The following is a 24,196-nucleotide window of genomic DNA, read 5'->3' as shown; positions in this document are numbered from 1 at the left end:
GCCGCCCACCGGGCCCGCCGGGGTGGAGCCGTCGGGTTCAAGCGGCGGCGCTGACAACGGAGTTGGGGATCCTCCACGCGTAGCGGAGCAGTGGTCCAGACCTATTGACCTATGGTCCAGACCTTTCTATTCTCGCGGCACTGTGGGGTGTGAAGGCTCAGTCACGCCCCCTCCGACGATCCCCGACGAGGAGGCGCAGCATGCGCTTCAGACACAGAGCCGCGGCAGGGTTCGCGACACTGCTGCTCCCGCTGGCCGGCCTGGTCGGTCTCGCGAGCCCCGCCCAGGCCGCGACGACCGCCACCGCCACCTACACCAAGAGCTCCGACTGGGGCACCGGCTTCGAGGGCAAGTGGACGGTGAAGAACACCGGCACCACCGCCATCAGCTCCTGGACGATCGAGTGGGACTTCCCCTCCGGCACGTCCGTCACCTCCGCCTGGGACGCTGACGTCACGTCCTCCGGCACCCACTGGACGGCCAAGAACAAGTCCTACAACGGCTCCCTCGCCGCCGGCGCCTCGGTCTCCTTCGGCTTCAACGGCGCCGGTTCCGGCTCCCCCTCCAACTGCAAGCTGAACGGCGACAGCTGCGACGGCACGACCGTCCCCGGTGACGCCTCCCCGTCGGCGCCGGGCACCCCGACCGCCTCCTCGATCACCGACACCTCGGTCAAACTCGCCTGGAGCGCGGCGACCGACGACAAGGGCGTCAAGAACTACGACGTCCTGCGCGACGGCGCCAAGGTCGCCACGGTGACGACCACCTCGTACACCGACACCGGCCTCACCGCCGGCACCGACTACTCCTACACCGTCCGGGCCCGGGACACCGCCGACCAGACCGGTCCGGCCAGCGGCGCGGTCGCGGTGCACACCACCGGCGGCGGCACCACTCCCCCGCCCACCGGCAACAAGGTCAAGCTCGGCTACTTCACCGAGTGGGGCATCTACGGCCGCAACTACAACGTCAAGAACCTGGTGACGTCGGGCTCGGCCGCCAAGATCACGCACATCAACTACGCCTTCGGCAACGTCACAGGCGGCCAGTGCGCGATCGGTGACTCCTACGCCGACTACGACAAGGCCTTCACCGCCGACCAGTCGGTCAGCGGCGTCGCCGACACCTGGGACCAGCCGCTGCGCGGCAACTTCAACCAACTGCGCGAGCTGAAGGCCAAGTACCCGAACATCAAGGTGCTGTGGTCCTTCGGCGGCTGGACCTGGTCCGGCGGCTTCGCCCAGGCCGCGGCCAACCCGGCCGCGTTCGCGCAGTCCTGCTACAACCTGGTCGAGGACCCGCGCTGGGCCGACGTCTTCGACGGCATCGACATCGACTGGGAGTACCCGAACGCCTGCGGTCTGTCCTGTGACACCAGCGGGGCGGCGGCCTACAAGAACCTGATGCAGGCCCTGCGCGCCAAGTTCGGCAGCGGCAACCTGGTCACCGCGGCCACCACGGCCGACGGCACCTCCGGCGGCAAGATCGACGCCGCCGACTACGCGGGCGCCGCACAGTACGTCGACTGGTACAACGTGATGACGTACGACTTCTTCGGCGCCTTCGACGCGGACGGCCCGACCGCCCCGCACTCCCCGCTCACCACCTACAGCGGCATCCCGCAGGCCGGGTTCACCACGGCCGACGCGATCGCCAAGTTCAAGTCGAAGGGCGTGGCCGCGAGCAAGCTGCTCATCGGCATCGGCTTCTACGGCCGCGGCTGGACCGGCGTCACCCAGGCGGCGCCCGGCGGCTCGGCGACCGGACCGGCGCCCGGCACCTACGAGCAGGGCATCGAGGACTACAAGGTCCTCAAGACGTCCTGCCCGGCCAACGGCACCATCGCCGGCACGGCCTACGCCTACTGCGGCAACAACTGGTGGTCCTACGACACCCCGGCCACCATCGGATCGAAGATGACCTGGGCCAAGAACCAGGGTCTGGGCGGCGCGTTCTTCTGGGAGTTCAGCGGCGACACCAGCAACGGTGAGCTGGTGAGCGCGATCAACAGCGGACTGTCGTAGCACAACCGGGCGACAACGACGCTCCTCCGGACCAGGTCCAGGGGAGCGTCGACCGGCGGGTGGACGTGGCTACGCCACGTTCACCCGCTGTCCGGGCGGCGCCGCCTCGAGCCAGGCGAGGAAACCGGTCAGCGCGTCGTCACTCATGGCGAGTTCGAGGCGCGTGCCCCGGTGCAGACAGGTGAGGATCACCGCGTCGGACAGCAGGGCCAGCTCCTCCTCGCCCTCGGGGACGCGGCGGCCGGCCACCTCGATCGAGGAGCGTTCCAGGACACGGCGCGGGCGGGGCGCGTAGGAGAAGACGCGGTACCACTCGATGCGGTCGCCGTTGTAGCGGGCGACGCCGTAGCTCCAGCCCTTGCCGCTGATGTCGGTCTTCTCCGGTACGTCCCAGCGCAGACTGCAGTCGAAGGTTCCGCCGGAGCGCTGGATGAGTCTGCGCCGCAGGCCGAAGACGAACAGCCCCAGCACCACGAGGGCCACGACCACACCGCACACAGTCAGAGCGAGGACCATCGACACCGACCTCCTCGTCTCCTAGGTAACGGAATGGAAAAAAGACCCGTATTCGCCTCAGCCGCGACTGGGTGCCGGATTCCTCCGGTCCCAGCCGCGGCTGAGTGACGTCATCGTGTGGCGGGCGGGATCAGTGCCCCGCCGCCGCACGCAGTCGGACGTCCGCACGGCGCTCGGCGGAGGCGTCGCCCTCGGCCTTCGCGCGCTCCAGCTCCCGCTCCGCGCTCTGGACGTCGATCTCGTCCGACAGCTCGGCGATCTCGGCCAGCAGCGACAGCTTGTTGTCGGCGAACGAGATGAAACCGCCGTGCACCGCGGCGACGACCGTTCCACCATCACTCGTACGGATGGTCACCGGGCCCGACTCCAGCACACCGAGCAGCGGCTGGTGACCGGGCATGACGCCGATGTCGCCGGACGTGGTGCGCGCGACGACCAGGGTGGCCTCGCCGGACCAGACCTCACGGTCGGCCGCGACCAGCGCGACGTGCAGCTCAGCAGCCAAGGGTGGCTCCTCGGGTCACCACCCGGCGGTAGTGCCGGGTGTTGGGGTCAATTCTAGTAGGCGTACGAAGAGGGGCGGGACACACCCCGCACGGGCGCACCCCGCCCCTCCTCACGAGCACGTGCTCAGGAGACGCCGAGCTCCTTGGCGTTGGCCTTGAGGTCCTCGATGCCACCGCACAGGAAGAACGCCTGCTCCGGGAAGTGGTCGTAGTCACCGTCGATGATCGCGTTGAACGCGGTGATCGACTCGTCCAGCGGCACGTCCGACCCGTCGACGCCGGTGAACTGCTTGGCGACGTGGGTGTTCTGGGACAGGAAGCGCTCCACGCGACGGGCACGGTGGACGGTGAGCTTGTCCTCCTCGCCCAGCTCGTCGATACCGAGGATCGCGATGATGTCCTGGAGGTCCTTGTACTTCTGCAGCACCGTCTTGACGCGCATGGCGGTGTTGTAGTGGTCCGCCGCGATGTACCGCGGGTCCAGGATGCGGGACGTGGAGTCCAGCGGGTCCACGGCCGGGTAGATGCCCTTCTCCGAGATCGGACGGGAGAGCACCGTCGTCGCGTCGAGGTGGGCGAAGGTGGTGGCCGGGGCCGGGTCGGTCAGGTCGTCCGCGGGGACGTAGATCGCCTGCATCGAGGTGATCGAGTGACCACGGGTCGAGGTGATGCGCTCCTGGAGGAGACCCATCTCGTCGGCCAGGTTCGGCTGGTAACCCACCGCGGAGGGCATCCGGCCGAGCAGGGTCGAGACCTCGGAGCCGGCCTGCGTGAAGCGGAAGATGTTGTCGATGAAGAACAGCACGTCCTGCTTCTGCACATCGCGGAAGTACTCCGCCATGGTCAGACCGGCCAGGGCCACGCGCAGACGGGTGCCCGGGGGCTCGTCCATCTGACCGAAGACCAGCGCGGTCTTGTCGATGACGCCGGACTCCGCCATCTCCTCGATGAGGTCGTTGCCCTCACGGGTGCGCTCGCCGACACCGGCGAACACGGAGACACCGTCGTGGTTGTTGGCGACGCGGTAGATCATCTCCTGGATGAGCACCGTCTTGCCGACGCCGGCACCGCCGAACAGACCGATCTTTCCACCCTTGACGTACGGGGTGAGAAGGTCGATGACCTTGACGCCGGTCTCGAACATCTCGGTCTTCGACTCGAGCTCGTCGAACCGCGGGGCCTTGCGGTGGATCGACCAGCGCTCACCGTCGTAGGTCTCGTCGGTGTTGAGCACCTCACCGAGGGTGTTGAACACCTTGCCCTTGGTGAAGTCGCCGACCGGGACGGTGATGCCCGTGCCGGTGTCGGTCACCGCGGCCTGGCGGACCAGACCGTCGGTGGGCTGCATCGAGATGGTGCGGACCAGGCCGTCACCCAGGTGCTGGGCGACCTCCAGGGTCAGCGTCTTCAGCTCGCCGTCCTTCGCCGGGTCGGCGACCTCGACGTGCAGGGCGTTGTAGATCTCCGGCATCGCGTCGACGGGGAACTCCACGTCGACGACCGGGCCGATGACCCGGGCGACTCGGCCCGTGGCAACGGCCGTCTCAACAGTGGTCGTCATTACTTGTCACTCCCCGCGGTCGCGTCGGCGAGGGCTGCGGAGCCACCGACGATCTCGCTGATTTCCTGGGTGATTTCGGCCTGGCGGGCCGCGTTGGCAAGTCGGGAGAGCGTGGTGATCAGGTCTCCCGCGTTGTCGGTGGCCGACTTCATCGCGCGGCGGGTGGCGGCGTGCTTGGAGGCAGCCGACTGGAGCAGCGCGTTGTAGATACGGCTTTCGACGTACCGGGGCAGCAGGGCGTCGAGGACGTCCTCCGCCGACGGCTCGAAGTCGTACAGCGGGAGGATCTCGCCCTGGGCGGGCGACTCCTCCGCGACCTCTTCGAGGCGGAGCGGCAGCAGCCTGCTGTCGATGGCCGTCTGCGTCATCATCGAGACGAACTCGGTGTAGACGATGTGGAGTTCATCCACGCCGCCCTCCGCCGTCTCCTTCTCGATGGCCTCGATCAGCGGACCCGCGACCTTCTTGGCGTCCGCGTACGTGGGCTCGTCGGTGAATCCCGACCACGACTCCACGACCTTGCGCTCGCGGAAGTTGTAGTGGCCCAGACCACGGCGGCCGACGATGTACGTGTCGACCTCCTTGCCCTCGGCCTCGAGACGCTCGGTCAGCTGCTCCGCCGCCTTGATGGCGTTGGAGTTGAAGGCGCCGGCCAGACCGCGGTCGCTCGTGAGGAGCAGCACCGCGGTGCGGGTCGCCGTCTCCGCCTCCGTGGTCAGCGGGTGCTTGGTGTTCGAACCCGTGCCGACCGCCGTGACCGCGCGGGTGAGCTCGGTCGCGTACGGCGCGGAGGCCGCCACCTTGCGCTGCGCCTTGACGACGCGCGAGGCGGCGATCATCTCCATCGCCTTGGTGATCTTCTTGGTCGCGGTGACGGATCGGATGCGACGCTTGTAGACCCGGAGCTGGGCTCCCATGAGTCAGGTCCCTTCCTTACGTCACTTGGCCGCGGCCGGGGCGTCCTCGCCGAGGAGCTTGCCGTCCGAGGTCTCGAACTGCTTCTTGAACTCGGCGATCGCGTCGGCGATGGCGGTGAGGGTGTCGTCCGACATCTTGCCGCCCTCCTTGATGGAGGTCATGAGGCCCTGCTCCTTGCGGTGCAGGTACTCCAGCAGCTCCTTCTCGAAGCGGCGGATGTCGGCGACCGGGACGTCGTCCATCTTGCCGGTGGTGCCGGCCCACACGGAGACGACCTGGTCCTCGGTCGGCATCGGCTGGTACTGGGCCTGCTTCAGCAGCTCGACCAGTCGCTGACCGCGCTCCAGCTGCGACTTCGACGCGGCGTCCAGGTCGGAACCGAAGGCGGCGAACGCCTCCAGCTCACGGTACTGGGCGAGGTCGAGGCGAAGCCGGCCGGAGACCTGCTTCATCGCCTTGTGCTGCGCGGAACCGCCGACTCGGGAGACGGAGATACCGACGTTCAGCGCGGGGCGCTGACCGGCGTTGAACAGGTCCGACTCCAGGAAGCACTGGCCGTCGGTGATGGAGATGACGTTGGTCGGGATGAACGCCGAGACGTCGTTGGCCTTCGTCTCGACGATCGGCAGACCGGTCATCGAGCCCGCGCCCAGCTCGTCGGAGAGCTTCGCGCAGCGCTCCAGGAGACGGGAGTGCAGGTAGAAGACGTCACCGGGGTAGGCCTCGCGCCCCGGCGGGCGGCGCAGCAGCAGGGACACGGCGCGGTAGGCGTCGGCCTGCTTGGAGAGGTCGTCGAAGATGATGAGGACGTGCTTGCCCTCGTACATCCACTGCTGACCGATGGCCGAACCCGTGTACGGCGCCAGGTACTTGAAGCCGGCCGGGTCGGACGCCGGGGCGGCGACGATGGTCGTGTACTCCAGCGCGCCGGCCTCGTCGAGGGCGCCACGCACGGAGGCGATGGTCGAGCCCTTCTGACCGATGGCGACGTAGACGCAGCGGACCTGCTTCTTCGGGTCGCCCGAACGCCAGTTGTCGCGCTGGTTGATGATCGTGTCGACGGCCAGGGCGGTCTTGCCGGTCTGGCGGTCACCGATGACCAGCTGACGCTGGCCGCGGCCGATCGGGGTCATCGCGTCGACGGCCTTGTAGCCGGTCTCCATCGGCTCGTGCACCGACTTGCGCGCCATGACGCCCGGAGCCTGCAGCTCCAGGGCGCGGCGGCCGGACGTCTCGATCTCGCCGAGGCCGTCGATCGGGTTGCCGAGCGGGTCCACGACGCGGCCGAGGTAGCCCTCGCCCACCGCGACGGACAGGACCTCGCCGGTGCGGGTGACCGGCTGGCCCTCTTCGATGCCGCTGAACTCACCGAGGACGACGGTACCGATCTCACGCTCTTCGAGGTTGAGCGCGAGACCGAGGGTGCCGTCCTCGAACTTCAGCAGTTCGTTGGCCATGGCCGAGGGGAGGCCCTCGACCTTCGCGATGCCGTCGCCGGCCAGCGTGACCGTACCGACCTCCTCGCGCGAGGCCGCGTCCGGCTTGTACGACTGGACGAAGTTCTCCAGCGCGTCCCGGATCTCATCCGGCCGGATCGTGAGCTCCGCCATCTGGGTTCCCTGCTCTCCTTGTTGGGCCCGAAGTTTCACTTTGGGGGGTACGGACTCCCCCCGTAAAAGAGGTGAATCCTCTGCACGGCCCAACCGGGCCGTAGGTGCGTACTTACTGCTTGTGAAGTTGGGTTCAGCTCGCCAGGCGGCGGCCGGCGTCCTCGATGCGGTCCGCGATGGAGCCGTTGATGACCTCGTCGCCGACCTGCACCCGGATACCGCCGAGGACCTCGGGGTCCACGTCGATGTTGAGGTGCATCGGGTGGCCGTAGAGCTTCGCCAGGGCGGCGCCCAGGCGCTGCTTCTGCACGTCGCTCAGCGGTACCGCCGAGGTGACGACGGCCACCAGGCGGTTCCTGCGCTCGGCGGCGAGCTTGGACAGGGACTCGAGTCCCGCTTCCAGGCTACGTCCCCGCGGCGCGGTCACCAGGCGCGTCACCAGACGCTCGGTGGTCGTCTTCGCACGACCGCCGAGCAGCCGGTGCAGCAACTCGGTCTTTGCCGCGGTGGTGGCCTTGCGGTCGGTCAGCGCGGAGCGCAGTCCGGTGCTGGAGGAGACGATCCGGCCGAAGCGGAACAGCTCGTCCTCGACGTCGTCGAGGACACCCGACCGCTGGGCCGCGGTGAGGTCGGCGGTGTCCGCCAGTACCTCCAGCGCGTCCACCAGGTCACGCGACAGCGACCAGCGCGAGCGCACCAGGCCGGACACCAGGTCGAGGGTCGTGCCCCCGACCTGGGTGCCGAGAACGCGCCTGACCAGGTCGGCCTTGGCCTCGCCGGGCTGCGCCGGGTCGGTGAGGACCCGACGCAGCGACACCTCGCGGTGGAGCAGCGCGGTGACGGCGGCCAGCTCGTCGGAGAGCCGGGCCGCGTCCACGGACGTGCTGTCCGTCAGCGCGTCGAGACGCTCACGGGCTGCTGCGAGTGCCTCGCGGCTGGCTCCGTGGGCAGTCATCGAGCCGCCTCGGCCTTCTCCTCGAGCTCGCCGAGGAAGCGGTCGATGACACGGCTCTGCCGGGCGTGGTCCTCGAGGGACTCACCGACGAGCTTGCCGGCCAGATCGGTCGCGAGCTTGCCGACGTCCTGGCGCAGCGCGGACGAGGCGGCCTTGCGGTCGGCCTCGATCTGCGTGTGACCGGCGGCGACGATCTCCTCGCGCTGCCGCTGGCCTTCCGCGCGCATCTCAGCGATGAGCGTGGCGCCCTGCTCCTGCGCCTCCTGGCGCAGCCGCGCGGCCTCGTGGCGGGCCTCGGCGAGCTGGGCCTTGTACTGCTCGAGGACGCTCTGGGCCTCGGTCTGCGCGGCCTCGGCCTTCTCGATACCGCCCTCGATGGCCTCGCGACGCTGCTCCAGAACCTTGTTGATGTTCGGGAGAAGCTTCCAGGCCAGCAAGCCGAAGACGATGACGAAGGCGAGCAGGCCGATGACAAGCTCGGGGATCGGCGGGACGAGGGGGTTTTCGGTCTCCTCGGCCGCCAGAATGAGCAGTTGGCTCATGTCAGTGCCTTTCGTCTAGTGGGCTGTAGCGGATCCGAGGATCACTTGCCGTAGACGAACGGCATGACCAGACCGATGAGGGCGAGCGCCTCACAGAAGGCGAAGCCGAGGATCTGGTTGGCGCGGATCAGACCGGCGGCCTCAGGCTGGCGGGCGAGCGCCTGGGTGCCGTTACCGAAGATGATGCCGACGCCGACGCCGGGGCCGATGGCCGCGAGGCCGTAACCGATCGAGCCGAGCGAGCCGGAGACAGCGGCAAGGGTCTGGGACATGCCAGTTCTTCCTTTTCTTTACGGACCGGTGGGGGTTGGCCACCGGACGACTGCGGGGTCCAGAGGGGGGCGCTCAGTGGTGCTCGGCCAGCGCGCCCTGGATGTAGGTGCAGGTCAGCAGCACGAAGACATAGGCCTGCAGGGCTTGGATGAAGAGCTCGAAGGCCGTCATCACGAGGGTCATGATGAACGAGACGCCCGCGTAGGCGATGCCGATGCCGTTGAGCAGGTACCAGCTGGCGATCGTGAACAGCAGCAGCAGCGTGTGGCCCGCGAACATGTTCGCGAACAGTCGCACCGCGTGCGTGAACGGACGGACGAGCAGGTTCGAGAAGAACTCGATGACCATGGCCAGCGGAAGAACCGGGCCGAGCGACTTGTCGTAGCCGGTGACGTTCTTGAAGAACCCGACGAAACCGTGCCGCTTGAAGGTCAGCGAGACCCAGAGGACGTAGACGATCAGGGCCAGCACCAGCGGGTACGAGATGATCGCGGTGACCGGGAACTGGGCCAGCGGGATGATCGACCAGAGGTTCATCATCCAGACGAAGAAGAACAGCGAGACGATCAGCGGGACGTACTTCTCGCCCTCCTTCTTGCCGATCGTCTCGTACACGACGCCGCGGCGGACGAAGTCGTAGCCGGCCTCGGCGACCATCTGCAGCTTGCCCGGGACGACCTTCGGCTTGCGGAAGGCGGCCCAGAAGAAGCCGACGATGACGAGCGAGCCGAGCAGCGCCAGGAGCATCGTCTTGTTGAAGTACACGTTGCTGTCACCGTCGCCCCAGAGGGGCTCGAACAGGAACGAGTGCAGGCCGGGAGCCGGGAAGCCACAGCCGTCGAAGATGTGGCAGTCGGTCTCGAAGGCGAGCACCTGCGTCGGGTCAGCACTCACCGCGGGCTCCTTCAGCGTGGCGCATGGGTACGGCAACCTCGTTGTGTCGGCGCGGCACACGGCCGCGGTTCGGCACTGGACTGGTGTTACGGATGTGGGGGCGGCTGTGGGGCATCAAGCCTCGCGATTGAGCAGGCGTCAGCTCAGATGCCCGCGCCCGCGATGCCGCAGTTGGCACCGGACGATAGCAGGGTCTCTCCTGCCTGCTTATCCCGGCCCTACCCCTCACGACGAGTGCTCCGACTTCTCGGACTTGCCACCCGTCGAAGAAACGGTCGAATCGGGTTCGACATACAGGATCTTGGACTTCATGTGCGCACGCGCCTGCGCGCCGATCCACGTGAGGGTGGTCGCGAGAAGTGTGATGGCGAAGGCCCGTGGGTTGAACAGCGTCGTGTTCTTGAAGACCGCGACGAAGACGAACAGCAGAAGGATCTGTGTCGTGTAGAGCAGCAGACCCATCGCCTGGAACAAGTGCGGAAGGGATTTGGCAGTGCGCTGCAGTACATAGAGACCGAGCCCCATGAAGGCGATCACCACCAGCGTCCCCACGGCCGCCCCGATCGCTCCCTTGCCGCCGGCCACCACGGCGCTGACGACGGCGGCAACAGCGCCGACGGCAGCCGTGGGCACGGCAGCCTGGAGGAGGATCCGGACGTCATTGGACGGCATGGCGGCAACTCCGCTTTCACAGGGGGCAGGTGTCGTCATGGACGAGCGTAGTCCCGGGGCCGAGTGTCGATGACCTCGCGCCAATGGACCTTCGTACTACGGTCCTTCGGCTCTATCCCGGGTTCTCGTGAACCGTATCACAAACTATTTGATGCGGTCTTTACCAAGTGGGTGTGCTCGCTGTCACACATGAGAGTGAAGCTGCCCGTCTGCGCAAGAACGCGACCGAGCTGTCTGGTATTGGGGAACTTTGCTCCCCCACGATTTGGCAATGCTCTCGTCAGATTCTTACCTTGCGCGTCAGCGCGACGATTCCGCTTTGCCCCGGTCCGGGACGTGTGGACGGGGGCCGACGGCGGTCGCCCCGTTGACTCCCGACACCCCGACGCCGACCGGGGTGCGCTGCTCGTCCTCCCCCTCGGCGGACTCCACCGCGTCGGCCGGGGCCTCCGCGCCGCCGTCACGCCGGCGGCGGTAGCGGGGCGGCACGAACGCCTCGGCCCAGCGCGGGGTGCGCGGGGTGAAGCGCGGCAGCAGAAGCAGCAGCAGCCCGATCGCGCTGAGCGCCGCCACCCCGAGCACGCTCCACATGGCACCGGAGTTGACCGAGTAGGCGAGCGCGCCGAAGGCGATCAGCGCCGACCAGAAGTACATGATCAGCACCGCCCTGCTGTGCGAGTGCCCGATCTCCAGCAGCCGGTGGTGCAGATGACCGCGGTCCGCGGCGAACGGCGACTGGCCACGCCAGGTACGGCGCACGATGGCCAGCACCAGGTCGGCGGCCGGCACGGCGATGATCGTCAGCGGCAGCAGCAGCGGGATGTAGACGGGCACCGTCTGGTGCACGGCCGCCTTCTCCGACCCGGCGAACAGCTTCAGCGCGTCCGGGTCGACCTGCCCGGTCACCGAGATGGCGCCCGCGGCCAGCACGAGCCCGATCAGCATCGAGCCGGAGTCCCCCATGAACACCCGCGCGGGGTGCATGTTGTGCGGCAGGAAGCCAATGCACATGCCCATCAGGATCGCCGCGAACAGCGTGGCCGGGGCGGCGGCCTCGACGCCGTAGGAGTACCAGATCCGGTAGGCGTACAGGAAGAACGCGGCGGCCGCGATGCACACCATGCCGGAGGCCAGGCCGTCGAGGCCGTCGACGAAGTTGACCGCGTTGATGGTGATGACGACGAGCGCGACCGTCAGCAGGGTGCCCTGCCACTGGGTCAGCGCCACCGAGCCGACACCCGGGATCGGCAGCCACAGGATCGTCAGACCCTGCATCACCATGACGCCGGCGGCGATCATCTGGCCGCCCAGCTTGATCAGGGCGTCGATCTCGAACTTGTCGTCCAGGACGCCGATCAGCCAGATCAGGGCGGCCCCGGAGAGCAGGGCGCGCGGTTCGTTGGACTTCTCGAACACCTCGTTGAGGTTGGTCAGGTGGTCCGCCACCAGCAGGCCGGCGCACAGTCCGAAGAACATGGCGATCCCGCCGAGCCGCGGAGTGGGCTCCCGGTGCACGTCACGTGCCCGGATCTCCGGCATCGCTCCGGCCACGATCGCGAACTTCCGCACCGGCCCTGTCAGCAGATACGTCACCGCGGCCGTGATGCAGAGCGTCAGCAGGTATTCACGCACGGGCTTCCCCACAGGTCTCGCTGGCCATCTCAGCCCCACACCCTAGCGATGGACGCATACGTATGAGGACTTCCGGGTAGCGACGATGGTTGCACGAGTGGCTGTGCGCGGGGGCGCACACGGGTGCGCCTACCCCCGCTCAGCCCGGATAGGGCGGAAATCCGCCGACCAGCTCCCGGACTTCTTCACGAACGGCCTGGCTCTCCGCCCCGCCCCGCAGCACCCGCCCGAACAGCGCGGCGATCCTGGTCATCTCCGGGCCGCCCATGCCCTGCGTGGTCACCGCCGCCGTGCCCAGCCGCAGACCGCGGACGTCGGCGTGCGGCAGCGCGCAGCAGTCCAGGACCATCCCGGCGGCCGCCAGCCGGCCTCGGGCGGTGCGCCCGTCGACGCCCAGCGGCGCGGGGTCGGCGGTGATCAGGTGGGTGTCGGTGCCGCCGGTCGTGACCACCAGCCCCTCGGCGGCCAGCCCGGCCGCGAGCACCCGTGCGTTGGCGACCACCTGGTGGGCGTACGCGCCGAAGGCCGGCGTCGACGCCTCGCCGAACGCGACGGCCTTGGCCGCGACGGTGTGCATCTGCGCGCCGCCCTGTGTGAACGGGAACACGGCCCGGTCGACGCGCTCGGCAAGCTCCGGCCCGCACAGCAGCATCCCGCCGCGCGGCCCGCGCAGCACCTTGTGGGTGGTGGCGCACACGATGTCGGCGTACGGCACCGGACTGGGCGCCGCTCCCCCGGCGATCAGCCCCATCGGGTGGGCGGCGTCCGCGACGAGGTACGCGCCGACCTCGTCGGCGATCTCCCGGAAGCGGGCGTAGTCGATGTGCCGCGGATAGGCGATGGAACCGCACACGATCGCCTTGGGCCGGTGGGCGCGGGCCAGGGTGCGCACCTGGTCGTAGTCGATGAGGCCGCTCTCCGCGTCGACCCCGTAGCCGACGAAGTCGAACCAGCGGCCGGAGAAGTTGGCGGGCGAGCCGTGGGTGAGGTGACCGCCGTGGGGCAGGCCGAGGGCGAGGACGGTGTCACCGGGCCGCAGCAGGGCGGCGTACGCGGCGAGCACGGCGGAAGACCCTGAGTGGGACTGCACGTTGGCGTGCTCGGCACCGAACAGCGCCTTGGCGCGCTCCACCGCCAGCCGCTCGGCGACGTCGGCGAACTCACAGCCGCCGTGGTGCCGGGCGCCGGGGTAGCCCTCGGCGTACTTGTTGGCGAGGGGCGAGCCGAGGGCCGCCAGCACGGCCGGGGAACAGAAGTTCTCGGCGGCGACGAGCTGGAGCGACGTCGACTGCCGGTCGCGTTCGCCGAGCAGGATCTCGGCCAGTTCGGGGTCCTGCCGCAGCAGGACATCGGCCTCTGGGGCACGGGTGACCGACATGGTGGACTCCGGGGCGTCGACGGTGACGTACGTCCAATGTAGGCCCGGCACCGGCGGGGTGCCCGGCTGCCGCGGCCGACCGGGTCCGCCCCCGTGCACGCGCGCCCCGGAGGGGGCCTACGTCTTCGCGGGGACGCCCGTCAGCGCCGTCACCACGGGGTCCAGCGCCTGGTGTATCTCGTCCCCGATGGACCGGAAGAACGGCAGCGGCGCCCCGTACGGGTCGTACACCTCGTCCGCCTCCGCGGTCGGCGCCAGCAGCCAGCCGCGCAGCGCCGCCGCCGCGCGCACGAGCGCTCGCGCGCGCGCGATCACGCCGTCCTCCAGCGGGGGCAGGGTCGCGGTGTCTATCGCCCGGACCAGGCGGGTGAACTCCTTGAGCGTGAAGGTCCGCAGGCCCGCCGAGTGCCCCATCGAGATCACCTGGGCGCGGTGGTCGCGGGTGGCGGTCAGCACCAGGTCCGCCCTGATCACGTGCTCGTCCAGCAGCTCCCGGCCGGTGAACCCGGAGGGGTCCGCGCCGAACTCGGCCAGCACGGTCTCCGCGTTGGCCTCCATGGCGGCGCCCTCGTGGCCCCAGGTGCCGGCGCTCTCCACGATCAGCCCGCCCCACAGCGGGTCGCCGAGCCGGTCCGCCAGGGCATGACGGGTCAGCCGCTCGGTGATCGGTGAGCGGCACACGTTGCCGGTGCTGACGTGGAGGATGCGGAAGCTGTCGCGGGGAAGACCCTGTTCGAACAGGCTTCCCCTCTCTTCCCCGTTGCCTATGCCACGCCCCGCGTCAGGGGCTGTCAATTCGCCACCTCGAGGTCGGGTACGACCTTGCGCAGCTCCTCCGCGGAGAGCGCGCCCGCGCGCAGCAGCAGCGGCACCTCACGGGTGACGTCGACGATCGAGGAGGGGACGTTGCCGGGGGTCGGGCCGCCGTCGAGGTAGACGGAGACGGAGTCGCCGAGCATCTCCTGGGCGGCGTCGCAGTCCTCCGGCGCCGGGTGGCCCGTCAGGTTCGCCGAGGACACCGCCAGCGGCCCGAAGTCGTTCAGCAGTTCGATGGCGACGGGGTGCAGCGGCATGCGCACGGCGACCGTGCCCCGGGTGTCCCCCAGGTCCCACTGGAGCGACGGCTGGTGCTTGGCGACGAGCGTGAGCGCGCCCGGCCAGAACGCGTCGACCAGCTCCCAGGCCAGCTCGGAGAAGTCCGTGACGAGGCCGTGCAGCGTGTTCGGGGAGCCGATGAGGACGGGCGTGGGCATGTTGCGGCCCCGGCCCTTGGCGTCGAGCAGGTCGGACACCGCTTCGGAGGAGAACGCGTCGGCGCCGATGCCGTAGACCGTGTCGGTCGGCAGCACCACGAGCTCGCCACGGCGGACGGCGGAGGCGGCCTCGCGCAGACCGGTCGCGCGGTCGGTCGCGTCGTTGGTGTCGTATCGCCGTGCCATCTAGCGGGCCTCCTCGTACACGTACTGCGGGACGGAAGTTCGGTGCGCGCTCACGGCATCGCCCGGCGGGCGGTCGCGAAGCGCGGCCGGTTGTTGAGGTCGGGGTGGTCGGCCGCGTCGGCCCAGCCCCGCTCCTCGGTGAAGATCCACGGCACCTGGCCGCCCTGGGTGTCGGCGTGCTCCACGACGACGACACCGCCGGGGCGCAGCAGGCGGTGCGCGGTGCGCTCCAGGCCGCGGATGAGTTCGAGGCCGTCCTCGCCGGAGAACAGGGCGAGTTCGGGGTCGTAGTCCCGCGCCTCGGGAGCGACGTACTCCCATTCGGTGAGCGGGATGTACGGCGGGTTGGAGATGACCAGGTCGACCTGGCCGTCGAGGTCGGGGAAGGCGTCCAGGGCGTTGCCCTGGCGCAGGTCGACCCTCGACCCCTCCATGTTCTTGCGGGTCCACCTGAGGGCGTCCTCGGACAGCTCCACGGCGTGCACCCGCGAGCGCGGGACCTCCTGGGCGAGGGCGAGCGCGATCGCGCCGGAGCCCGTGCACAGGTCCACGATCAGCGGCTCCACGACGTCCATCGCGCGGACGGCGTCTATGGCCCAGCCGACGACGGACTCCGTCTCGGGGCGCGGCACGAACACCCCGGGGCCGACCTGGAGTTCCAGGTAGCGGAAGAAGGCGTGGCCGGTGATGTGCTGGAGCGGCTCGCGCTGCTCACGGCGCGCGATTGCCTCCCAGTAGCGGGCGTCGAAGTCCGAGTCCTTCACGGAGTGCAGCGCGCCGCGCTTCACGCCGTGCACGAACGCGGCGAGCTCCTCGGCGTCGTTGCGCGGCGAGGGCACGCCCGCGTCGGCCAGCCGCTGGGTGGCCTGGGCCACCTCTGCGAGCAGCAGGTTCACGCTCGTCCTCCGGTAGGTGTACGGGGCTTACGCGGCTGCCAGCTTGGCGGCCGAGTCCGCGTCGACGCAGGCCTGGATCATCGCGTCGAGGTCGCCGTCCAGGACCTGGTCCAGGTTGTACGCCTTGAAGCCGACACGGTGGTCCGAGATGCGGTTCTCCGGGAAGTTGTACGTACGGATCTTCTCGGAACGGTCCACGGTGCGGACCTGGCTGCGGCGCACGTCGGCCGCCTCCCGCTCCGCCTCCTCCTGCGCCGCGGCGAGCAGCCTGGAGCGCAGGATACGCATCGCCTGCTCCTTGTTCTGCAGCTGGCTCTTCTCGTTCTGGCAGGAGGCGACGACTCCGGTGGGAACGTGCGTGATGCGCACGGCGGAGTCGGTGGTGTTGACCGACTGGCCGCCGGGGCCGGAGGACCGGTACACGTCGATGCGCAGGTCGTTGGGGTTGATCTCGACGTCGACCTCCTCGGCCTCGGGCGTGACCAGCACGCCGGCCGCGGAGGTGTGGATACGGCCCTGGGACTCGGTGGCCGGCACCCGCTGCACGCGGTGCACTCCGCCCTCGTACTTCAGGCGGGCCCAGACGCCCTGGCCGGGCTCGGTCGCGCCCTGGCCACCCTTGGTCTTCACGGCGACCTGGACGTCCTTGTAGCCGCCCAGTTCGGACTCGGTGGCGTCGATGATCTCGGTCTTCCAGCCGACGCGCTCGGCGTAGCGCAGGTACATCCGCAGCAGGTCGCCGGCGAACAGGGCCGACTCGTCGCCGCCCGCGCCCGCCTTGATCTCGAGGATGACGTCCTTGTCGTCGCTGGGGTCGCGCGGGACCAGGAGCAGCCGCAGCTTCTCCGTGTACTCCTCGCGCTGCTTCTCCAGCTCCTTGACCTCGGCGTAGAAGTCCGGGTCGTCGGCGGCGAACTCGCGCGCGGTCACGATGTCCTCGCCGGTCTGCTTCCAGGAGCGGTACGTGGCGACGATGGGGGTGAGCTCGGCGTAACGCTTGTTCAGCTTGCGCGCGTTGGCCTGGTCGGAGTGGACCGCCGGGTCGGCGAGCCTGGTCTCCAGGTCGGCGTGCTCACCGACGAGATCCTCGACGGCCTCGAACATCTTGGGCTCCTGTACTGCGGACGAAAAGGGAAGGCGGGCGACCAAAAACGCCGGTCCCCGGGCACCCCGAGCAGGGGCAGCCGTGGACCGGCGCTGGCGGCTCGCTACTTCTTGGAGCCGGCGGCCTTGCCGAAGCGGGCCTCGAAGCGGGCCACACGGCCACCGGTGTCGAGGATCTTCTGCTTGCCCGTGTAGAACGGGTGGCACTCGGAGCAGACCTCGGCACGGACGGTGCCGCTGGAGATCGTGCTGCGGGTGGTGAACGACGCGCCACAGGTGCAGCTGACCTGCGTCTCGACGTACTCGGGGTGGATGTCGCGCTTCAAGGTGTCTCCTAGTTTCGGGAGGGCGCCGGGTCGCAGCCGCGGATTGCGGAGGCGTGAACCGGAGCCGACGTACCAGTCTGCCAGGACTGGGCGCATCCCCCAAAACCGGGGGCCGCGGTGATCTATTCCCCGGGGGCGTCCGGGGCCCGCGGAAACCACTCCCCGGCCGGCCGCGGACGGGCCGCGGAACGGCGGCGGGAGGGGCCGCGGGCCAACGGTGGCCCTGCTAGGAGGAGGTCACGACGCCCTTGGCGTCGCCGGTGGCGTTGCCCCTGGTGGCGGACTTCGGGATCGCCCGGTCGTTCTCCAGGGCGGTCCACACCTGCTTCGCCTTGGCCTTCTGCACGATGACGCGGTTCATGTTCGCCGGGTCGTACTGCACCGGCATCGTGACCATGTGCATGTGCGAGGAGCTGATGCCCTTGAGGCCGCTCGCGAAGGACATCAGCGAGTTCACCGAGCCCAGGTCGGAGTCGGCCGTGACGGCCTTGGTGGCCGTGTCGGCGAGGTCGTAGAGCTTCTTCGGGCTGGTGAGGAGGCCGACGTGCTTGACCTGGTCGACCAGCGCCTTGACGAACGCCTGCTGGAGCTGGATGCGGCCCAGGTCGGAGCCGTCGCCGACGCCGTGCCGGGTGCGGACCAGGCCGAGGGCCTGCTCGCCGTCCAGCTGGTGCGTGCCGGCCTTCAGGTTCAGGTGGCTGTCGGTGTCCTTGATGGCCTTGCTGGTCGTCACCCGGACCCCGCCGAGCTCGTCGATCAGCTTCTGGAAGCCGGAGAAGTCGACCTCCAGGTAGTGGTCCATGCGGATGCCGCTGAGCGACTCGACGGTCTTCACCGCGCAGGCCGCGCCGCCGGTGGAGTACGCGGAGTTGAACATCACGCCGGACGCGGCGTCGTGGGTGTCGCCCTTGGTGTCGGTGCACGCGGGCCGGTCGATGAGGGTGTCGCGCGGGATGGAGACCACGCTGGCCTTCTTGTGGCCCCGGTAGACGTGCACGACCATCGCGGTGTCGGAGCGGGCGCTGCCGTCGTCGGTGCCGCCGCCGAGCGCCTTGTTGCCGCCGGAGCGGGTGTCCGAGCCGAGGACGAGGATGTTCTCCGAGCCGTTGTCGACCTTGGTGGGCCGGTCGGTGCCGAGGGCCTGGTCGATGTCCACGCTCTTGATGTTGCCGTTGAGCTTGAAGTACAGGTACCCCACCCCGGTGCCGCCCAGGACCACGATCCCGGCGGCGGTCCAGGCCGTCACCACGAGGCCCCTGCGGCGCTTGGCGCGGGGTTTGCGGCGTCGGCCTGCGGTGCCCTGGCGTGGGCCGTCGGTGCCGGTGTCCCCCGGTATTCCGGGCTCCGGCGTGCTCTCGGCGGACATGTGCTCCTCGAATCTCGTCCGGTCGGATACCCCCTGTTTTCAGGGTCAGGCCTGGTCGCTCGCGACCCGTACCGCTCCATCGTCGCTCTACCTGCGTCGCTCCACCTGGTCAGACAGCGGAACCCGGCAAAGGGTTGCACGGCGCGCTGTGGCCGCTTCCGGGCAGCGCCGGGCACGGGCGGAGGGCGCGGAAACCGGGTCGGGCGGCGCTCACCTGCGGTTTCGGCCGAGGAAGCGGCACCGCGGGAAAACCGGCGCCGGTACCTCCCGCGAGATCTTTGCCACAGGGATCCGCCCCGTCGCGGGGCGCGGCGCCCCCGGGTGAGGTCGTCGGGTGAGGTCGGCGGCGGGGCGGGAGCGCCGCCCCGGCAGACCTCCGCGGGCCGCTCACCGTCGTAGGACGGACGGGACGGTCGGGGCGGTCCGCCTTCGTGGGACGGCCGGTCGGGGCGGTCCGCCTTCGTAGGGCGGACGGTCGGGGGCGGTCCGCCTTCGCAGGGCGGCCGGTCGGGGCGGTCCGCCTTCGTAGGGCGGACGGTCGGGGGCGGTCCGCCTTCGCAGGGCAGCCGGTCGGGGGCGGCCCGCCTTCGCAGGGCGGACGGTCGGGGGCGGTCCGCCTTCGCAGGGCAGCCGGTCGGGGGCGGTCCGCCTTCGCAGGGCGGACGGTCGGGGGCGGTCCGCCTTCGTAGGGCAGCCGGTCGTGGCGGCCCGCCGGCCGCCCATACGGCCGTGATCGCACCGCCGGCGCCCGCGTCCCGCCCGGGGAACGGCAGGGGCCGCCTCGCGCCACTGCTGTGGCGGGAGGCGGCCCCTGGGTGAGTCCGCTGGTGCGCTGACGTCAGTCGCTGTTGCCCGGCGACGGGGTCGTCTTCTGGATCTGCATCAGGAACTCGGCGTTCGACTTGGTCTGCTTCATCTTGTCGAGGAGCAGCTCGATCGCCTGCTGCTGGTCGAGCGCGTGCAGCACACGGCGCAGCTTCCAGGTGATCGCCAGCTCGTCGCTGCCGAGCAGCAGCTCTTCCTTACGGGTGCCGGACGCGTCGACGTCCACCGCCGGGAAGACGCGCTTGTCGGCGAGCTTCCGGTCGAGCTTGAGCTCGGCGTTGCCGGTGCCCTTGAACTCCTCGAAGATGACCTCGTCCATGCGGGACCCGGTGTCGACGAGCGCGGTCGCGAGGATCGTCAGCGAGCCGCCGTCCTCGATGTTGCGCGCGGCGCCGAAGAACCGCTTCGGCGGGTACAGCGCGGTCGAGTCGACACCACCGGACAGGATGCGGCCGGAGGCGGGGGCGGCGAGGTTGTAGGCACGGCCCAGACGCGTGATGGAGTCGAGCAGCACGACGACGTCGTGACCCAGCTCCACCAGACGCTTGGCGCGCTCGATGGCCAGCTCGGCGACCGTGGTGTGGTCCTCGGCCGGACGGTCGAAGGTCGAGGAGATGACCTCGCCCTTGACCGAGCGCTGCATGTCGGTGACCTCTTCCGGACGCTCGTCGACCAGGACGACCATCAGGTGGCACTCGGGGTTGTTGTGCGTGATCGCGTTGGCGATCGCCTGCATGATCATGGTCTTGCCGGTCTTCGGCGGGGCCACGATCAGACCGCGCTGGCCCTTGCCGATCGGCGCGACGAGGTCGATGATCCGCGTCGTCAGCACGCCCGGGTCGGTCTCCAGACGGAGCCGGTCCTGCGGGTACAGAGGCGTCAGCTTGTTGAACTCCGGTCGCCCGCGCCCGGATTCGGCCGCCATGCCGTTCGCCGAGTCGAGGCGCACGAGCGCGTTGAACTTCTCGCGGCGCTCGCCCTCCTTCGGCTGCCGGACCGCGCCGGTGACGTGGTCGCCCTTGCGCAGGCCGTTCTTGCGGACCTGGGCGAGGGAGACGTACACGTCGTTGGGGCCCGGCAGGTAGCCCGACGTGCGGATGAAGGCGTAGTTGTCGAGGATGTCCAGGATGCCCGCGACGGGGATCAGGACGTCGTCGTCGGCGAGCTGCGGCTCCGGCGTGCCGATCTCGTCGCGGCCGCGACGGCCACGGCGGTCGCGGTAACGGCCGCGGCGGCCACGGCGTCCGCCGTCGAAGTCGTCGTCGTCCTGGGGGCCGTTGTCGCGCTGCTGGCGGTCCTGACGGTCCTGCCGTCCACCGCCCTGCTGCTGACGGTCCGGCCGGTCCTGGCGCTCCTGCCGGTCGGGGCGCTGCTGGCCGCCACCCTGGCCGCCGCCCTGCTGCTGCTCGTCGCCCTTGGTGCCCCGGCGGTCGCGGTCACGGCCGCCCCGGTCACGGTCGCGGCGGTTCTGACGGCCCTGACGGCCGTCGGCGTCGGTGGAGTCGCCCTGCGCCTGGGCGGGCGACTCGGACTGCGACTCGCTCTTCGCCTCGGCGGTGACCGTCTCCGGGCTGCCCGCGTCGGCGGTGGCACGGCGGCGACGGCGCTCCACGGGGGCGTCGTCCGCCCCGCGCTCGGCGTCTGCCCCACGCTCGGCCTCGCTCGCACGGGAGGGGCCGCCGGCCGGCTGGCCGGGGATCTCGATCTGCTGCTGGGCCACGGCCTTCTCGGCGGGGGCCTCGGCCGACGCCTTCTTCCCGGCGGCGGGGGCCTCCTCACCCGTACGGGCCTTGGAGGTGGCGCGGCGCTTCGGCTTGCTCTCGGCGGCGTCGGCCTTGGCCTCGGCGCCGGCCTGCGAGCCGCCGCCCTGCGCCTCCTTGATGACCTCGATCAGCTGGCTCTTGCGCATGCGCCCGGTGCCCCTGATACCGAGGCCCGAGGCGACCTGCTGCAGCTCGGCCAGCACCATGCCGTCGAGGCCGGTACCACGGCGCCGCCGGGAGCCGGCACCGGTGGCAGGCGCGGAGGCGTCCGTGGCGGGCGCGGCGGTCTCCTCGACACGTGCGCCCATCAGATCGGTGGTGTCGCTCACGAAGGGTCCTTCCCTGGAGCGGACGTCGGCCTGTCTGGCTCGGCGACCGTTTGTGCTGTCCGGCTTCGGTCCTTGCTGTGTGGACCGTGCCGGGGCGGTGGTCCGCCTGGACGGCGGAGGAATGTGGTGACGGCGCTTCCCTGAGCCGTGGCACTGAGTGTCCGTGTCACGCGGCTTGGTCGCACCGGTTCCGGAGCGTGCCCGGCAGGTCGCTCAGTGCCCGCGTACGGCGTACTGCCCACGTACGACATACGGAACACGGTGCGGCTTGGGAGGCTCCCGGAAGAATGTCTGTCCCGGACGGGGACACGAAGCACCTCGCCATGGTGGGGTCGGGTGCAGACTTGAGATTAACACTACCGGATCCAACAAACATTCCCCCTCTCGAAATCCGGCGACCGCGCGCTGCTAATGGACACTGACGGGCGCGAGCGGCAGCACACTCGCTCCCCGCGCGTCGAGTTCGAGCCTGTTCGCGGCCCAGCCCTCGCCCGCCAGATGGGCGACCTTGTCGGCGCTCTCGTGGTCGACCAGCGCCAGCACGGTGGGTCCCGCGCCGGAGATCACCGCGGGTACGCCATCGGCCCGCAGCCTCTCCACCAGCGCGGCGCTCTCCGGCATCGCCGGGGCGCGGTACTCCTGGTGGAGCCGGTCCTCGGTGGCCGGCAGCAGCAGTTCGGGGCGCCGGGTGAGCGCCTCGACGAGCAGGGCGGCGCGGCCCGCGTTGGCGGCGGCGTCGACGTGCGGCACGGTGCGCGGGAGCAGTCCGCGCGCCGTCTCCGTCAATACCGGCTTTCCGGGTACGAAAACCACCGGAACGATGGAATCGGCCGGGTCCGTCCTGATCGCCCGTGCCGCGCCGCGTTCCATCCAGGAAAGGGTGAATCCGCCGAGCAGACAGGCCGCGACATTGTCGGGGTGGCCCTCGATCTCGGTGGCGAGTTCCAGCAGCGCTGCGTCGTCGAGCCTGGACTCGCCGCCTATGGTCACCGCGCGCGCGGCGACGATCCCGGCGCAGATCGCGGCCGAGGAGGAGCCGAGGCCGCGGCCGTGCGGGATGCGGTTGGCGCAGACGATCTCAAGGCCGCGGGGCTGTCCGCCGAGCAGGTCGAAGGCGGTGCGCAGGGCCCGTACGAGCAGATGGCTCTCGTCGCGCGGGAGGGTCTCGCCGCCCTCGCCGGCGATGTCGATGTGCAGCCCGGAGTCGGCCACGCGGACGACCACGTCGTCGTAGAGCCCCAGTGACAGGCCGAAGGCGTCGAAGCCCGGGCCGAGGTTGGCACTGGTGGCGGGAACGCGCACCCGGACGGCGGCGGCGCGGAAAGCGGGACCGGCCATCTTTCGATGACTCTCCTTGAGCTGCGGGATTGTCGAATGACATTCGATAGGTACCTGATGAGGACCCTCGGGCCGTGGAGACGGCGCGGTGCCGAGCCATATGCGAGGGCATATGCGGCGGGCGGGTTCGGTACAGCTTATCGAAGGAAGGTTCTGTGGCGACATAGGGCGCACAGGAGGCGCACGATGCGTGTCGTAAGCCCCCTGTGCACCCCCGAAGGGGATTCCCCCCGGCGCGGGGGCCGGCCTGCCCCCGCGCGCGGGACGCTCAGGCGAGGCCGAGGCGCTCGGCGGCCGTCACGGCGTCGACCGGGACGGTGACCGGCTGCGGCGCACCCGCGACGGCCCAGTCGGGGTCCTTGAGGCCGTTGCCGGTGACGGTGCACACGATCCGCTGGCCCGGGTCGACCTTGCCCTGCTCGGCGGCCTTCAGCAGACCGGCGACGGACGCGGCGGACGCCGGCTCCACGAAGACACCCTCCTGCGCGGCCAACAGCCGGTAGGCGCGCAGGATCTCACGGTCCGTCACCTCGTCGATGAGGCCACCGGACTCGTCCCGCGCGGCCAGCGCGTACTGCCAGGACGCGGGGTTTCCGATCCGGATGGCGGTGGCGATGGTCGAGGGGTCCTTGACGACCTCGCCCCGCACGATCGGGGCGCTGCCCGAGGCCTGGAAGCCCCACATGCGCGGGGTGTGCGAGGCGACGGAGTCGGCGGCGTACTCCGTGTACCCCTTCCAGTACGCGGTGATGTTGCCCGCGTTGCCCACCGGCAGGACGTGGATGTCGGGCGCGTCCCCGAGCATGTCCACGATCTCGAAGGCCGCGGTCTTCTGCCCCTCGATGCGCACCGGGTTGACCGAATTGACCAGCGCCACCGGGTAGTTGTCGCTCAGCGACCGGGCGAGCGTCAGGCAGTCGTCGAAGTTGCCGTCGACCTGGAGGATCTTCGCGCCGTGCACGAGGGCCTGGCCCATCTTGCCGAGCGCGATCTTGCCCTGCGGCACGAGGACGGCCGAGACCATGCCCGCGCGCACCGCGTACGCGGCGGCGCTCGCCGACGTGTTGCCGGTGGAGGCGCAGATGACGGCCTTGGCGCCCTCCTCCTTTGCCCGGGTGATCGCCATCGTCATGCCGCGGTCCTTGAAGGACCCGGTCGGGTTGGCCCCCTCCACCTTGAGGTGGACCTCGCAGCCGGTGCGCTCGGAGAGCACCTGCGCGGGGACGAGGGGCGTGCCGCCCTCACGGAGCGTCACGACCGGCGTCGCGTCGGACACCGGCAGCCGGTCCCGGTACTCCTCGATGATTCCGCGCCACTGGTGGGTCATTG

General features: G+C 70.0%; 22 protein-coding genes. 1 reads left to right on the top strand and 21 read right to left on the bottom strand.

The features are described from left to right. Positions 1-200 precede the first annotated feature (200 nt). Positions 201-2,024 (top strand): glycoside hydrolase family 18 chitinase, encoded by a 1,824-nt coding sequence (locus ABZT03_RS03870; protein WP_356033056.1) that lies wholly within the window; start codon positions 201-203, stop codon positions 2,022-2,024. Positions 2,025-2,093: 69 nt separating this feature from the next. On the opposite strand, the gene ABZT03_RS03865 is transcribed toward ABZT03_RS03870, so the two are convergent. From ABZT03_RS03865 to thrC, 21 genes are all read right to left on the bottom strand, one after another. Continuing rightward, positions 2,094-2,540 (bottom strand): DUF2550 domain-containing protein, encoded by a 447-nt coding sequence (locus ABZT03_RS03865; RefSeq protein ID WP_356033053.1) that lies wholly within the window; start codon positions 2,538-2,540, stop codon positions 2,094-2,096. 130 nt (positions 2,541-2,670) lie between these two features. Continuing rightward, on the bottom strand, positions 2,671-3,045 hold the full coding sequence (locus ABZT03_RS03860; RefSeq protein ID WP_356033050.1) for a F0F1 ATP synthase subunit epsilon: 375 nt from the start codon (positions 3,043-3,045) through the stop codon (positions 2,671-2,673). Between the two features lie 125 nt (positions 3,046-3,170). Then, positions 3,171-4,607 carry a F0F1 ATP synthase subunit beta gene (gene atpD / locus ABZT03_RS03855; RefSeq protein WP_355704142.1) on the bottom strand — a complete coding sequence of 479 codons (1,437 nt, stop codon included), beginning with the start codon at positions 4,605-4,607 and terminating at the stop codon, positions 3,171-3,173. Beyond that, positions 4,607-5,524 (bottom strand): F0F1 ATP synthase subunit gamma, encoded by a 918-nt coding sequence (locus ABZT03_RS03850; protein WP_356033048.1) that lies wholly within the window; start codon positions 5,522-5,524, stop codon positions 4,607-4,609. The genes atpD and ABZT03_RS03850 overlap by 1 nt, the downstream gene beginning before the upstream one ends. Positions 5,525-5,545: 21 nt before the next feature. Next, a complete protein-coding gene (gene atpA / locus ABZT03_RS03845; RefSeq protein ID WP_356033045.1) occupies positions 5,546-7,135 on the bottom strand; it encodes a F0F1 ATP synthase subunit alpha in 1,590 nt (529 codons plus the stop codon). A gap of 133 nt (positions 7,136-7,268) precedes the next feature. Continuing rightward, positions 7,269-8,090, bottom strand: coding sequence for a F0F1 ATP synthase subunit delta (locus tag ABZT03_RS03840; protein WP_356033043.1), 822 nt, complete (start codon positions 8,088-8,090; stop codon positions 7,269-7,271). Further along, positions 8,087-8,632, bottom strand: coding sequence for a F0F1 ATP synthase subunit B (locus ABZT03_RS03835; protein WP_356033041.1), 546 nt, complete (start codon positions 8,630-8,632; stop codon positions 8,087-8,089). The genes ABZT03_RS03840 and ABZT03_RS03835 overlap by 4 nt, the downstream gene beginning before the upstream one ends. Before the next feature lie 41 nt (positions 8,633-8,673). Next, complete coding sequence (atpE, locus tag ABZT03_RS03830) at positions 8,674-8,904, bottom strand: ATP synthase F0 subunit C (protein WP_024884520.1); 231 nt, start codon at positions 8,902-8,904, stop codon at positions 8,674-8,676. A 73-nt stretch (positions 8,905-8,977) separates the two neighbouring features. Further along, positions 8,978-9,799, bottom strand: a complete 822-nt coding sequence (gene atpB / locus ABZT03_RS03825) for a F0F1 ATP synthase subunit A (RefSeq protein ID WP_356033039.1) — start codon at positions 9,797-9,799, stop codon at positions 8,978-8,980. 225 nt (positions 9,800-10,024) lie between these two features. Next, positions 10,025-10,471: a hypothetical protein gene (locus ABZT03_RS03820; RefSeq protein ID WP_356033036.1), complete on the bottom strand. Its 447-nt coding sequence runs from the start codon at positions 10,469-10,471 to the stop codon at positions 10,025-10,027. A 300-nt stretch (positions 10,472-10,771) separates the two neighbouring features. Beyond that, positions 10,772-12,103, bottom strand: coding sequence for an MraY family glycosyltransferase (locus tag ABZT03_RS03815; RefSeq protein WP_356033034.1), 1,332 nt, complete (start codon positions 12,101-12,103; stop codon positions 10,772-10,774). Between the two features lie 139 nt (positions 12,104-12,242). Next, complete coding sequence (glyA, locus tag ABZT03_RS03810; protein ID WP_356033031.1) at positions 12,243-13,481, bottom strand: serine hydroxymethyltransferase; 1,239 nt, start codon at positions 13,479-13,481, stop codon at positions 12,243-12,245. A gap of 117 nt (positions 13,482-13,598) precedes the next feature. Then, complete coding sequence (locus ABZT03_RS03805; protein ID WP_356033028.1) at positions 13,599-14,276, bottom strand: protein-tyrosine-phosphatase; 678 nt, start codon at positions 14,274-14,276, stop codon at positions 13,599-13,601. Continuing rightward, entirely contained in the window at positions 14,273-14,920 is a 648-nt protein-coding gene (locus tag ABZT03_RS03800; protein WP_356033026.1) for an L-threonylcarbamoyladenylate synthase, read from the bottom strand. The genes ABZT03_RS03805 and ABZT03_RS03800 overlap by 4 nt, the downstream gene beginning before the upstream one ends. Before the next feature lie 50 nt (positions 14,921-14,970). Next, positions 14,971-15,816, bottom strand: coding sequence for a peptide chain release factor N(5)-glutamine methyltransferase (gene prmC, locus ABZT03_RS03795; protein ID WP_356033023.1), 846 nt, complete (start codon positions 15,814-15,816; stop codon positions 14,971-14,973). A 27-nt stretch (positions 15,817-15,843) separates the two neighbouring features. Beyond that, positions 15,844-16,920 carry a peptide chain release factor 1 gene (gene prfA / locus ABZT03_RS03790; protein WP_356033020.1) on the bottom strand — a complete coding sequence of 359 codons (1,077 nt, stop codon included), beginning with the start codon at positions 16,918-16,920 and terminating at the stop codon, positions 15,844-15,846. A gap of 104 nt (positions 16,921-17,024) precedes the next feature. Continuing rightward, the gene (gene rpmE / locus ABZT03_RS03785; RefSeq protein WP_016438250.1) at positions 17,025-17,246 is read right to left on the bottom strand and encodes a 50S ribosomal protein L31; all 222 of its coding nucleotides are present in this window, start codon (positions 17,244-17,246) and stop codon (positions 17,025-17,027) included. Positions 17,247-17,472: 226 nt separating this feature from the next. After that, a complete protein-coding gene (locus tag ABZT03_RS03780) occupies positions 17,473-18,612 on the bottom strand; it encodes an LCP family protein (RefSeq protein ID WP_356033016.1) in 1,140 nt (379 codons plus the stop codon). Between the two features lie 838 nt (positions 18,613-19,450). Beyond that, positions 19,451-21,529: a transcription termination factor Rho gene (gene rho, locus ABZT03_RS03775; RefSeq protein WP_356033013.1), complete on the bottom strand. Its 2,079-nt coding sequence runs from the start codon at positions 21,527-21,529 to the stop codon at positions 19,451-19,453. A gap of 408 nt (positions 21,530-21,937) precedes the next feature. Continuing rightward, complete coding sequence (gene thrB, locus ABZT03_RS03770) at positions 21,938-22,867, bottom strand: homoserine kinase (RefSeq protein ID WP_356033011.1); 930 nt, start codon at positions 22,865-22,867, stop codon at positions 21,938-21,940. Between the two features lie 268 nt (positions 22,868-23,135). After that, entirely contained in the window at positions 23,136-24,194 is a 1,059-nt protein-coding gene (gene thrC / locus ABZT03_RS03765) for a threonine synthase (RefSeq protein ID WP_356033007.1), read from the bottom strand. Between the last annotated feature and the right edge of the window lie 2 nt (positions 24,195-24,196).

The organism is Streptomyces sp. NPDC005574, assembly GCF_040605435.1.
Taxonomy (GTDB): domain Bacteria; phylum Actinomycetota; class Actinomycetes; order Streptomycetales; family Streptomycetaceae; genus Streptomyces.
The sequence above is the reverse complement of the archived record's forward strand: the minus strand, read 5'-3'. Positions and strand labels throughout refer to the sequence as shown.